We start from the raw sequence: 12,877 nt of genomic DNA on the forward strand, positions 1-12,877 counted from the left end.
GCCGCGCGCGGCCCTGCGTGGTGCTCTGCGAGCAGCTCGCAGGGCCGCGATCGCCTCCGGCCGGTCCTCAGGAGTTCACGCGGATGATCTCCTCCTGGTACGGCGCGATCACCGTGCCCGAGATGCGCAGATCCAGCAGCAGGAAGGGGCGGGATGCCGCATCCTGCGTCGTCCATTCGGCGAGGCGGTCGAGGTCAGCGAGCGAGCGCACCACGACACCCTCAGCACCGACCGCTCGGGCGAGACCGGCGAAATCGACCTCGGGGATGCGCATCGGTTCCTCGGCCAGGCCTTTGAGTCCGTAGAGGTTGACCTCGGCGCCGTAGGCGGCATCATTCCAGACGACCGCCACGCCGCGGCCGCCCGCCACACGGACGGCGCTCTCGAGGTCGGCGAGCGCCATCAGTCCGCCGCCGTCGCCGGTGGTCAGGACGATGGTCGCCTCGGGTTGGGCGGCCGCGGCCCCGGCGACGCTCGGCCAGCCGAGGCCGATGGACTGGAACGCGGTGCCGATCATCATCATGCGATCGGGGGAGGCGACGGGCCAGTACATGTTCGCCCAGCCGATGAAGTGGCCGCCGTCCGAGACGACCACGCGATCGTCGGGCAGCAGCTCGCCGATCCGCACTGCGGCCGACCGTGGGTCGAGTCGTCCATCGGGGGCCAGCCCGTCGCCGTGGTCGCGGCGCAGGGCAGACGCGACGTCGACCGACTCGCGCCATCCGCTCGCCGCCGCCCCGCCGGCGCGCAGCTGTTCGACGAGCACACCCGCGATGACCCGCGCGTCTCCGCGCACGTAGCCGCCGACGTGCGGGTGCGTCGCCGTGGGCGCGATGTCGACTTGCACGACCCTCGTACCGGGGGCGAAGAGGTCGCCGAACCGCATCGTGAACTGGTTCAGCGATGCGCCGAACACGACCGCCACATCGGCTTCGCGGATGCGCTCCATCGCGCCGTGAGCGCCGAAACCGCCGGTCACGCCGAGGTCGTAGCGGGGGTCGGGGAACACGCCACGCCCGAGCGCCGTGGTCGCGGTGAGTGCGCCGGTCGCGTCAGCCAGTGCGCCGAGGGCCTCACGTGCGCCGGCCAGCCACGCCCCACGGCCGGCCAGCAGCACCGGCCGTTCGGCGTGCGCGAGGGTGTCGGCGAGGTCCGCCACGGCGCGTTCCGCGAACGATCCCGTCACCGGGAGGGGCCGGGGCAGTCGAGGCGCCGGGGAGCGCAGGACCGGGCCCGCCTCGAGGGCGGCGACGTCGTACGGGATCGCGAGCACGGTGGGCACCCGATAGGTGAGGGCGTGCTCGATGGCGATGACGGTCGTGGCCGCGGCATCCGTCCGTCCCACCGTGTAGGTGCGCGCACCGACGGCGGACGCGAGGGCGATCTGATCGACGTCCCAGGGCCGAGGACCCGACGTGGGCTCGTCTCCGACGACCAGCACGAGCGGCACGTGCGCCTGAACGGCTTCGGCGAGGGCGGTGAGCGTGTTGGTGAAGCCCGCGCCGTAGGTCGAGGTCGCCGCGGCCAGGCGGCCCGAGGCGCGGTAGTGCGCGTCGGCGGCCACGACCGTGCCGGCCTCGTGGCGCATCGCGACGTACTCGGCATCGGTCTGGGTTTCAAGGGCGTCGATGAAGTAGGCGTTGCCGTTGCCCATGAGGCCGAACACGTGATGGACGTGCTGGGCGAGGGTGACGGCGACGTGCGCGGAGACGGTGGGCATGACGGAGCCTTTCGAGACGGTGACGGATGCTGATTCCCGTATGTGTCTCGCGCGCCCCGACGTCGAGGGTGGCTGCGTGCCCCTTTTGCGGGCACCGGTGATCTCACGCACCGGACGCGTTCATCCTACGGCGGTGCGTCCCGTCCCGCGCCTCCCGCCCTCTTCGCGTCCGTTCCCGCCGTCGTCGGGTGGGCCCGTGAGGGTCAGAAGTCGAAGAGGGTGGGGGCGGGTCCTGCCGCAGGGGCGGCGGAACGGGCGGGGTTCCGCGAGGTCGGGTCGGCGTCGGCCTCCTCGGCCGCACCGGCCGAGACCCCCCGCCGGTCCGCGGCGCCGGCGGTCACCGCACCCGGGTATCCCGGTCCGCTCTGCACGGGGGTGCCGCGCTGGTAGGCCTCGGCGGCACCGCGGGCGCGCACGTCGGCGGCCTCGTTCAGCGGGTGACCCGCGTGCCCCTTCACCCATTCGAACCGATAGCGCCGGCCGGCGATGGCGGCGTCGAGCGCCTGCATCAGCTCGAGGTTGAGCACCGGCTTGCCGTCGCCCTTCCGCCAGCCGCGCTTCTTCCAACCCGGCATCCACGTGGTGATCGAATTGATGACGTACTGGCTGTCGCAGAGGATCAGCAGGTCGTCGTCGACATGAGCGGTGGCGCGGAACAGCTCCAGCACCGCCGTGAGCTCGCCGATGTTGTTCGTGCCGTGCGCCCAGCCGCCGGCCGCCCACGCGCTGTCATCGACATACCAGGCCCAGCCTGCGGGTCCGGGGTTGCCGAGGGCGGATCCGTCTGCGGCAGCGGTGATCGTCACGTGTCTCCTGAGGTCGAGGGACTTCCATCCTCGCCGATCCCGGCGGTGCCATCGGCCCGACCGCAGCGTGTACGTCGCGGCCCATCCACACCGTGTCACTCGCCGTCGCGGCGAGCGCGAGGCCGTTCCCACCTCCCCAGAATAGGAGGAGCGAAAACGCTGGATCGTATACGATGCACAGAGCGGATGCTGCGGGCTGCAGCATCCCGTCGTGCGACGAGGGAGTCCCCATGAGTGAGAACCGCGAAACCCCGCTGCTGGCCGACGTGCCCGACGGGCTCTTCATCGGCGGCGAGTGGCGCGCGGCCGAGGGCGGCAAGACGCTCAAGGTGTACGACCCCTCGACCGGCGCGGTGATCAAGGAGATCGCGTCGGCCTCGCCGGCCGACGGCATGGCCGCGCTGGCCGCCGCCGATGCGGCGTTCCCCGGATGGGCCGCCACCCCCCTGCGGCAGCGCGCCGAGCTGCTCCGCCGGGCGTTCGACCTTCTGCAGGAGCGCAAGGAGGACTTCGCTCTGCTCATGACCCTCGAGATGGGCAAGCCGCTGGCGGAGGCGCGCGGGGAGGTCGTCTACGGCGGCGAGTTCGTGCGGTGGTTCAGCGAAGAGACGCCCCGCATCCAGGGGCGCTACGGCGCGAACCCCGAGGGCACGGGTCGCATGATCGTGTCGCAGCATCCGGTCGGCCCGTGCTTCCTGATCACCCCCTGGAACTTCCCGCTCGCGATGGCCACCCGCAAGATCGCCCCGGCGCTCGCCGCCGGCTGCACGGTCGTCATCAAGCCCGCCGAGCTGACACCGCTGACCACGCTGTTCTTCGTGAAGCTGCTCGAAGACGCCGGCCTTCCGAAGGGCGTCGTCAATGTCATCACCACATCGACGTCGGGCGCGGTGTCCGAGCCGATCATCCGCGACCCGCGCCTGCGCAAGCTCTCGTTCACCGGCTCGACCCCCGTCGGCGTGAAGCTGCTCGAGCAGGCCGCGAGCGGCGTGCTGCGCACCTCCATGGAACTCGGCGGCAACGCCCCGTTCGTCATCTTCGACGACGCCGACCTCGACAAGGCCGTCGAGGGTGCGATCGCGGCGAAGTTCCGCAACATCGGCCAGGCCTGCACGGCCGCGAACCGGTTCATCGTGCACTCGTCGGTCGCGGATGAGTTCGCCCAGCGCGTCACCGACAGGGTGAAGGCCATGAAGATCGGCCGCGGCACCGAAGAGGGCGTCACGATCGGCCCGCTGATCGATGACCGTGCGGTCGCGAAGGCCGAGCAGCTGGTGGCGGATGCCGTCTCCCGCGGCGCGACCGTGCGCACGGGCGGGCACGCGATCGAGCGTGACGGCACGTTCTACGAGCCCACCGTGGTGTCGGGGGTGCAGGAGGGGAGCGACATCCTCCGCGAGGAGATCTTCGGCCCGGTGCTTGCGATCGTCACCTTCGACGATGAGGACGACGCCGTGCGACTCGCCAACGACACCGAGTACGGACTGGTCTCCTACGTCTACACCGAGAGCCTGGCCCGCGGTCAGCGCATGATCGAGCGTCTCGAGACCGGGATGATGGGCCTGAACGTGGGTGTCGTCTCGAACGCGGCGGCTCCGTTCGGCGGCTGGAAGATGTCGGGCCTCGGGCGCGAAGGCGGCGCCGAGGGCATCCACGAGTACATGCAGACCAAGTACACGCTCACCCCCAACCCGTTCGGGTAGGGCGCACCGGCCGCGTCCGAGCGCGTTCCGCATCCGTCCATCCGTGCCAGGCTGGGCGGATGAAGACCATCCAGTTGCGCAGATACACGCTCGTCGACGGCGAATACGACGCCTTCCTCTCCTGGTGGCAGGGGAGCATGCCCCGGGTGCGGCCCGAGGCGGGCTTCGCGATCGAGTTCGCGTACGGGCTGCGCGAGACGAACGAGTTCGTGTGGGCGGTCAGCGCGCCCGGCGACCAGGACGCATTCCTCGCGCTCGAGGCCACCTACATGGATTCCGACGCGCGTGCCGCCGTCTTCGCCGGGGTCCCTCAGCGGGTGGCCGAATACAACGTGCGCTTCGTCGACGACTTCGCCTGATCCGCGCCGCTCGCGGTCGGCGGCAGGAGGGGACGGGCGCGTGCCGTGTCGGTACCCCTCGCCATGATGGGTCGCATGGACGTCGCCGTCGCTCGGGCTGAGAGGCTCCGCTCGCACCGCCTCTCCGCCCCTGCGGCGACGCTCGCCGACGTCGGCGCGCACATGCTGGCGGTCCAGGCGCAGGATTTCGCCGGCGCCCGCTGGGCTCTGGCCGTGCGCACCCGGGGCGACCCCACGGTCAGCGACGTCGACGCCGCGTTCGACCGGGGCGAGCTCGTGCGCTCGTGGACGATGCGCGGCACCATCCACGTCATCCCGGCCCGGGATCTGTCCTGGGTGCTGGCTCTCACCGGAGAGCGCCAACTGCGGACGGCGGCCGGCGTTCATCGCGCCGAGGGGATCGACGAGGCGGAGATCGCGCGGGCCGAGACCGCGACGATGGCCGCGCTCGCCGGTGGCAACCGCCTCACGCGCGACGAGCTCTTCGCCGTCCTCGAGCAGGCGGGGATCTCGACGCGGGGTCAGCGCGGCTACCACGTCCTGGTCGCACTGTCGGTGCGCGGGGTGGTCTGCCAGGGGCCCGTCGTCGCGCGGAGCGACGGTCCGACGCGCGAGCAGTTCATCGTGCGCACCGACGAATGGGCGACGGATGCCGCGTCCCCGGCCGATCCCCTCGCCGAGATGTTCGTCCGCTACGTCGCGTCGCACGGTCCGGCGGGCCCGCGCGACTTCGCGTGGTGGGCCGGGCTGCCCCTCGGGGTCGCCCGCGCGGCGGCGGAGGCGGCATCCGATCGTCTTCGTATCGTGGACGCCGCGCCACCGGCGGAAGGCCTCGACGAGGGGCGGACACCCACCGCCGTCGCGGAGCCCGTCTACCTCGCGGCCGCGCCCGCTGCCCGACGGCCCGGACGGGCTCCCCGTGTGCTCGCGCTGCCCGCCTTCGACGAGTACTACCTTCCCTACGCCGACCGGACGGTCCCGTGCGCACGCGAGGCGCTCCCGCGCATCGGGCCGGGCAGGAACGGAATGGTACGGCCGATCCTCGTCGCCGACGGCGAGATCGTCGGGGTCTGGACGCATTCCCGGGCGGTCGGGCGGCACCGCGACGAGCCGGTGCCCGAGCTCTTCGCGGCCGGCGGCGCCCCGGCGGACGACGTCGCGGCAGCGCTGTCGAGGTACGCCCGCTTCCTCGCTGCGTGATGGGCGTCCGCAGGGCTGAGCATCCCGTGCCACACTGGCCACGTGTCGAGCAGCCGCGCAGACGACCCGCCGCGGGGTCGACGGGCGCCCTGGCTCGTGATCGGGCTGGTCGCGGGCTTCGTCGTCCTCTATGTGGCGGTTGTGCTGCTCTACGCCGTCACGAGTCGTCCCGCCACCGACGGCCTGCCCAGCGAGGTCCCTGACGACGGCATCGGCCTGACACTGCAGCCGCAGTCCGTCTCCGCCGCGGGCAACAGGTTCGCCATGACGATCGATCTGACCTCACCCGGCCCGCTCGACGACGGTGACGGAAGGCTGTCGGAGCCGGTGACTCTGGTGGTGACCGAGAACGACGGCCCCCGCCTGTTCGAGTTCCCCGCCCACACGCTCACCTCGTCGGTGAGCGTCGATCTCGTCACGCACGGCTACGTGGAGCTCTGGCCCTTCGACCGGTACTCGGTGGTGACCACGATCGTGGCCGGGGCGGGCACAGGCGACGACATCGAAGCAGTGAACGCCTACCTCGCGGGGCGGGGCGGGGTGCCGGGCTGGTCGATCCAGATCGAGCCCGAGAAGCGGGGCGCGACCGCCACCGTCAACGGCATCGACACCCCCGTCGATTCGCTCGTCATCACCGCATCACGCTCGGGGGCGACCATCGTGTTCGGGATCGTCCTGCTCTCGCTGATGGTCGCGATGGCGGTGCTCGTGCTCGTCGTCACCGTCACGGTGCTGCGAGGTCGGCGGAAGGTCGAGCCCTCGCTGATGAGCTGGACCGCGGCCATGCTGTTCGCGACGATCCCGTTGCGCAACTTCCTGCCCGGGTCTCCGCCGATCGGCTCGTGGATCGACTTCATCGTCGTCCTGTGGGTCATCGCCGGGCTGGTGGCCGGACTGGTGATCTACGTCGTCGCGTGGCTGCGCTGGTCGCCGCGTCTTCGCGCGGGCAAGGACGACGCGGATGCCGCGGTCATCGTCGCGCCGGCCGCGGCGGGTGACGCGGCGAATAGGGACGCGGCGGCAGCCGACACCTGATGCGCGGCGGGGATCGCTCCGCTCAGGCGTGCCGGTCCAGGAAGGCGTACACCTCGTTGTCGTCCACGCCGGGGAAAGCACCCCGGGGGAGCGGCGAGAACATGTGCATGTGCACGCGCGCGCTCGGCCACGCCTTGCCCGCCCATCGCGATGCGGTCTCCGCGGGGGGTCGACGGCAGCACGCGTCGTCCGGGCAGGTCGACACGTCGCGCTTCTGGGTCTCGCGTCCGCGGAACCACTTCGCGTCGTCGAACGGCACCCCGACGGTGATGGAGAACTCCCCGGCATCCGTCGTCCCGGTCTGGGTCGAGCACCAGAACGTCCCGGCGGGGGTGTCGGTGTACTGGTAGTGCTCGGTCGTGCGATTCTGCTCGGCGAAGGCCGAGCGAGCGAGGAACCGGCGGCACACGATCTGCCCCTCGACGGCGCCGGTGACGTCCATCGGCAGGGGGAGGTCGTCGTTCTCGTAGACGCGGGAGATCGCGCCCGATCCGTCGACCCGCAGGAAGTGCAGCGGAATGCCGAAGTGCTGTGTGAGGAGGTTGCTCATGCGCATGCCGGCCGCCTCGTGGGTGACCCCGAAGGCGTCGCGGAAGTCTTCGACGGCGAGGTCGCGGTCGCGCTTGGCCTGATCGAGGAAAGCGACCGAGGCTGTCTCGGGCATGAGGCAGCAGGCCGCGTAGTAGTTGATCTCCAGACGCTGCTGCAGGAAATCGGCGTAGTCCGTGGGGCGTTCGTGGCCGAGGAGGCGGTGCGCCATGGCCTGCAGCGCCATCGAACGCAGCCCGTGTCCGCCGGGGATGGACGCGGGCGGCAGGTAGATGCGTCCGTTCTCGAGGTCGGTCACCGAGCGGGCCGAGTGCGGCAGATCGCCGGCATAGATCAACTCGAAGCCGAGCTGCCCGGCCATGACGCTCACGGTGCGGTGCGTGAGGGCTCCTGATCCGTGTCCGGCGGCCTTGAGCTGCTTCTCGGCGAGTCGCTCGATCTCGGGCAGGTAGTTGTTGCGCGCGCGCATCCGCAATCGCAATTCCGTGTTCGCGCGACGAGCCTCCTCCGGTGTCGCGATCGTCTCGCGCTCGCGGCGCTGCAGCTCGCGGTGCAGTCCGAGGATCGACTCGATCGTCTCGTCGCTGATGCCCTTCGTGACCTTCACGGGTGCCACGCCGAGCTGCCGGAACACCGTGCCGCTCTGCGCACGGTCGAGCTCGATCTCGAGCGCCGCACGCCGGTTCGGGGGCTCGGACGACAGCAGATCGGTGACGTCGACCCCGGTCGCGGTCGCGATCGCCTGCAGCAGCGACAGCTTGGGCTCGCGCTTGCCGTTCTCGATGAGGCTGAGCTGGCTTCCCGCGACGCCGACGCGCTCGCCGAGCTCGTCCAGCGTGAAGCCGTGGGCCACGCGCTGGTGTCGGATGCGGTGGCCGAGGGTGCTCAGCTCGAGGGGGGTGGGCGCCATTCTTTGATGTTATCGAAAGATTCGCATTTCTTAGCGAGGATAACTCCGATAAGAACGGATGCTGCGCGTCAGAGTGGAGGTGAGCCCCGATCCGAGATCGACCCACGCTGATCGACACGAAGGAAAGACCATGGCATTGGCAGACATCTTCACCCGCCCCGTCACCCGTCCGACGGCCATCGGCGGCGCGGTCGCCGGCCGCTCGTCGCTCCGCGGCTACGGCGCCCGCCCCCAGGTCGCGGGCGGCGCACTCGATGAGCTGTTCGCCTGGGTGGACGAGATCGCGGAGCTGACGCAGCCCGCTCGCATCCATTGGATCGATGGCTCACGCGGCGAGAACGACGCGCTGCTGCACGAGATGGTCGCCGAGGGGAAGCTCATCAAGCTCAACCCCGAGTGGCGCCCGGGTTCCTACCTCGCGCGGTCCCACCCGAGCGATGTCGCTCGCACGGAAGGCCGCACCTTCATCGCCTCGGAGCTCGAGGAAGACGCCGGCCCGACCAACAACTGGGCGCACCCCACCGAGATGCGCGCGAAGATGAACGGGCTGTTCGAAGGCTCGATGCGCGGCCGGACGATGTATGTCGTCCCCTTCTCGATGGGTGCCGTCGGCGGCCCGCTCTCGCACATCGGCGTGCAGGTCACCGACAGCCCCTACGCCGTCACGTCGATCGGCATCATGACGCGCGTCGGCTCGGCCGTGACGCAGGAGATCGCGGCCGGCAAGCCGTGGGTGAAGACGGTCCACACCGTCGGTGCGCCGCTGGCCCCGGGCGAGAAGGACGCCGACTGGCCGTGCAACGACGACAAGTGGATCGTGCACTTCCCCGACACGCTCGAGGTCTACTCCTACGGCTCGGGCTACGGCGGGAATGCGATCCTCGCCAAGAAGTGCTTCGCGCTGCGGATCGCCTCTGTGATCGGCCGCGACGAGGGCTGGCTCGCCGAGCACATGCTGCTCATCCGGGTGGTCAGCCCCGAGGGCAAGGCCTACCACGTGGCCGCAGCCTTCCCGTCGGCATGCGGCAAGACGAACCTCGCGATGCTGCGACCGACGATCCCCGGCTGGCGGGTCGAGACGCTCGGCGACGACATCGCGTGGCTGCGCCCCGGCGACGACGGACGGCTTTGGGCGATCAACCCCGAGGCAGGCTTCTTCGGCGTCGCGCCCGGCACCGGCGAATCCACGAACGTCACCGCGGTCGAGACGCTCTGGGGCAACACGATCTTCACGAATGTCGCTCTCCGTCCCGACGGCGATGTCTGGTGGGAGGGCCTTACCGACGAGGCTCCGCCGCGGCTCGTCGACTGGGAGGGCAACGACTGGACGCCGGACTCCGGTCGCCCGGCCGCCCACCCCAACTCCCGCTTCACCGTCGCCGCCGCGCAGTGCCCGCAGATCGCCTCCGACTGGGACACCCCCGAGGGCGTTCCCCTCGATGTCATCCTGTTCGGCGGTCGCCGAGCGACGAACGTCCCGCTCGTGGTCGAGGCCACCGACTGGGCGCACGGCGTCTTCATGGGCTCGAACATCTCGTCGGAGCGCACCGCGGCCGCCGAGGGCACGGTCGGGGAGCTCCGCCGCGACCCGTTCGCGATGCTTCCCTTCTGCGGCTACAACATGGCCGACTACTTCGGTCACTGGCTCAAGGTCGGCCAGAGCCTGCGCTTCGACCGCGCACCGCGCATCTTCCAGGTCAACTGGTTCCGGAAGGGTGCCGACGGGCGCTTCCTCTGGCCCGGCTTCGGTGACAACTCGCGCGTCATCGACTGGATCATCCGGCGCGTCGAGGGCCGGGTCGGCACGCAGGACAGCCCGATCGGCCGCCTGCCCCTGACCGGAGACCTCAACCTCGACGGCATCGACGTGCCGCAGGCCGACCTCGACGAGCTCTTCTCCGTCGACGCCGGCTCGTGGATGCGCGAAGCCGACCTCACCGAGGAGTTCTACGGCACGTTCGACGGCCGCATCCCTGCGGCCCTCCAGTCCGAGCTCGCCGCTCTGCGCTACCGGCTCAAGGTCGCCCGGGCCTGACGCTCGCGAACGACGGATGCCGCGACCTTTCGGTCGCGGCATCCGTCGTTCCACCGGCCGGAGCGTGCCCGGGCGCGTTCGTGTGAAGGAAAGGTGGGACGGTTGCCGCCTCGGGTGGCCGCCGGGGCGACTCCAGTCCGACGGTTCCTGCGAACGGCGAGGCGCCGCGGCGGATCGCGGCTACACCAGCAGCTGGTGGCGTGCGAGATCGCGGTACAGCGGGGTCGACGCGACCAGCTCGCTGTGCGTGCCCTGGCCCACGACCCGGCCGTGATCGAGCACCACGATGAGGTCGCTGTCGACGACCGTCGAGAGTCGGTGGGCGATGACGATGAGCGTGCGCCCCGAGGCGACGGCATCGAGCGCGTCGCGCATCCGCTGCTCGTTCAGGCCGTCGAGCGACGACGTCGACTCGTCGAGGAGCAGGATCGGCGGGGCGGCCAGCAGCGCGCGGGCGATGGCGAGCCGCTGGCGCTCACCGCCGGAGAGCATCACGCCGCTCTCGCCGACGGGCGCGTCGATACCGAGCGGGTCGCGCTCGAGCACGTCGCCCAGGTTGACCGCGCGCAGCACCGCCTCGCATTCCGCATCGGATGCCCCGGGAGACGCCAGCCGCAGATTGTCGGCGATCGACCCCGCGAGGGTCGGCGCATCCTGCTCGACATATCCGAGCTGAGCGCGGAGCGCGGTGCGGTCGAGCGTGCGCACGTCTTCGCCGCCGACGAGGATCGCGCCGCCCGTCGGATCGTAGAACCGCTCGATCAGCGCGAGCATCGTGCTCTTGCCGGCGCCGGAGGGTCCGACGAGGGCGACGCGCGCGCCACGCGGGACGCGGAACGACACTCCGTGCAGGACGCCGGCCGCGGCATCCGGCGCTGCCGCTGCGGCTCCCGCGGGCACGGCGTCCTCGACGACGGGAATCGAGGTCGTGGCGGGGTCGACGTGCGCGTTCTCGAGCACCTTGGCGGCCTCGGCCTCGGCGGCCGAGCGCGCCGCGATCACGTGGGCGGGGTAGGCGAAGTGGACGTCGACGAACTCGATGGCGGCGCCGGGATCGGCCCCGACGCGCGGCGCGGTGGCGGCCAGCCGCGAGTCCTCCTGCTCCTCGGTGGGGAGGTCGAGCACCTCCTGGATGCGACCGAGCGCTCCCAGTGCCTGGTTGACGGAGGTGATCGCACCGAACGTCGATCCGAGGGGTGCGATCAGCATGAAGAGGAACATGATGAACGTCACCAGGCTGGCGATCGTGATGGCTCCGGAGGCGACGCGGAAGCCGCCCACGCCGAGCACGACGAGCAGGGAGACCTGCAGGGCGATGCTCGCGACCGGAACCACGAGTGCCGACACCTTCGCGATGCGGACGCCCACGCCGTAGGCGTCGGTGGCGAGGCCCGTGACGCTGTCGATCTCGCGCTGCGTCGCCCCCGATGCGCGCACGGTGCGGATCGAGCCCACGGCGCGCTCGACGCCCGAGGCGAGCTCGCCGACCTTGACCTGCTGTTCGGCCGATGCCGTGCGGATCCGGCCGCTCAGAAGCACGACGCCGAGCAGGGAGATGCCGATCACGAGCACGATGAGTGCAAGCAGGATCGGGTCGATGATGGCCATCGCGATGAGTGCTCCGAGGAAGATCAGCACATTGCCGACGGCATCGGCGAGCCCCTGCGTGAGCACGGCGTAGAGCAGGGTGGTGTCGGTGCCCACGCGCGAGACGAGGTCGCCGGTACGGCGTGCGTCGAACTCGCTGATCGGCAGACGGAGGATGCGGGCGATGAGCTTCCGGCGGCTCGAGTAGACCACGGCCGTGCCGGTGCGCTGCAGCAGGAAGTGCTGGTACCCCGAGATCACCGAGGCAACCACCACGAAACCGACGAGCAGCCAGACGAGTGAGCCGAGGGCTTCACCGTTCTGCACGCGGGCGATCAGCTGTCCGACCAGCAAGGGCTGCGCCAGCGTCGCCCCCGCGCCCACGACGCTGAGGACGGCGATCACGACCAGCACGGGCTTGTGCTCGAAGATGAACGGCAGCAGCTGTCGGAAGGTCGCGCGGGGGCCCTCGGGCTGGGAGCGACGGCCGCGGCGGGCGGGGGCGGTGTTCGACATGCGGGTTACCTTTTCGTGCGTCGGGGAACTTCGAACGTACGCCTTCTCCTCAGGGTCAGGCCGTCTAGCGTCGACCGTACTTCTTGTGTGCGGCCTGCCTGCTCACACCGAGGGCAGCGGCGATCGCCTGCCAGGAGTAGCCGAGGTTGCGGGCGCGACGCACCTGCACCTCCTCGGCGCGAGAGAGCTCGACGCGCACGCCCGCGAGGCGATGCAGCTCGGCGATCGGCTCTCCCTCGGCGGCCGCGCCGACGAGGGTGCGGATGTCATCACTGCTCACGGGTGTCCTTTCGCAGACCGGATGCCTCGTGCCGGGCCATCCGCTCGTCAACTGTAGTTGACACGACGCTTGAATGTCAACCGACGTTGACGTGATGCGGATCCGTGACCCTGTTCACACCGCCCACACAGGCTTATCGTGAGAGCGTCGAGGAAGTGTCGACGGCTGTGTCTGCAC

10 protein-coding genes are annotated in these 12,877 nt (G+C 70.7%); 5 read left to right on the forward strand and 5 right to left on the reverse strand.

All coding sequences use genetic code 11. The features are described 5' to 3' along the window. Positions 1-67 precede the first annotated feature (67 nt). Together ACFXOO_RS07995 and ACFXOO_RS08000 are read right to left on the reverse strand one after the other, a co-directional pair. Positions 68-1,720 (reverse strand): thiamine pyrophosphate-binding protein, encoded by a 1,653-nt coding sequence (locus tag ACFXOO_RS07995; protein ID WP_394563279.1) that lies wholly within the window; start codon positions 1,718-1,720, stop codon positions 68-70. Positions 1,721-1,923: 203 nt separating this feature from the next. Next, entirely contained in the window at positions 1,924-2,526 is a 603-nt protein-coding gene (locus tag ACFXOO_RS08000) for an RNase H family protein (protein WP_394563280.1), read from the reverse strand. 230 nt (positions 2,527-2,756) lie between these two features. Between ACFXOO_RS08000 and ACFXOO_RS08005 the strand changes: the two genes are divergently transcribed. The 4 genes from ACFXOO_RS08005 to ACFXOO_RS08020 are packed head-to-tail and all read left to right on the forward strand — an operon-like array spanning position 2,757 to position 6,823. Continuing rightward, complete coding sequence (locus ACFXOO_RS08005; protein WP_394563281.1) at positions 2,757-4,229, forward strand: NAD-dependent succinate-semialdehyde dehydrogenase; 1,473 nt, start codon at positions 2,757-2,759, stop codon at positions 4,227-4,229. Between the two features lie 59 nt (positions 4,230-4,288). After that, the gene (locus ACFXOO_RS08010) at positions 4,289-4,588 is read left to right on the forward strand and encodes a hypothetical protein (RefSeq protein ID WP_394563282.1); all 300 of its coding nucleotides are present in this window, start codon (positions 4,289-4,291) and stop codon (positions 4,586-4,588) included. Between the two features lie 45 nt (positions 4,589-4,633). Then, positions 4,634-5,788 (forward strand): winged helix DNA-binding domain-containing protein, encoded by a 1,155-nt coding sequence (locus tag ACFXOO_RS08015; RefSeq protein ID WP_394563283.1) that lies wholly within the window; start codon positions 4,634-4,636, stop codon positions 5,786-5,788. Between the two features lie 42 nt (positions 5,789-5,830). Beyond that, positions 5,831-6,823: a DUF4436 family protein gene (locus tag ACFXOO_RS08020; protein WP_394563284.1), complete on the forward strand. Its 993-nt coding sequence runs from the start codon at positions 5,831-5,833 to the stop codon at positions 6,821-6,823. Positions 6,824-6,845: 22 nt separating this feature from the next. On the opposite strand, the gene ACFXOO_RS08025 is transcribed toward ACFXOO_RS08020, so the two are convergent. Next, positions 6,846-8,282 carry a helix-turn-helix domain-containing protein gene (locus ACFXOO_RS08025; RefSeq protein WP_394563285.1) on the reverse strand — a complete coding sequence of 479 codons (1,437 nt, stop codon included), beginning with the start codon at positions 8,280-8,282 and terminating at the stop codon, positions 6,846-6,848. A gap of 130 nt (positions 8,283-8,412) precedes the next feature. Between ACFXOO_RS08025 and ACFXOO_RS08030 the strand changes: the two genes are divergently transcribed. Continuing rightward, positions 8,413-10,317 (forward strand): phosphoenolpyruvate carboxykinase (GTP), encoded by a 1,905-nt coding sequence (locus ACFXOO_RS08030; protein ID WP_394563286.1) that lies wholly within the window; start codon positions 8,413-8,415, stop codon positions 10,315-10,317. A 180-nt stretch (positions 10,318-10,497) separates the two neighbouring features. Here the strand turns inward: ACFXOO_RS08030 and ACFXOO_RS08035 are convergent, their stop codons facing one another. Both ACFXOO_RS08035 and ACFXOO_RS08040 read right to left on the reverse strand, forming a co-directional pair. Next, entirely contained in the window at positions 10,498-12,420 is a 1,923-nt protein-coding gene (locus ACFXOO_RS08035) for an ABC transporter ATP-binding protein (protein WP_394563287.1), read from the reverse strand. A 64-nt stretch (positions 12,421-12,484) separates the two neighbouring features. Continuing rightward, on the reverse strand, positions 12,485-12,700 hold the full coding sequence (locus ACFXOO_RS08040; protein ID WP_378841194.1) for an AsnC family protein: 216 nt from the start codon (positions 12,698-12,700) through the stop codon (positions 12,485-12,487). Between the last annotated feature and the right edge of the window lie 177 nt (positions 12,701-12,877).

The organism is Microbacterium sp. P03 (assembly GCF_043556235.1).
Taxonomy (GTDB): Bacteria; Actinomycetota; Actinomycetes; order Actinomycetales; family Microbacteriaceae; genus Microbacterium.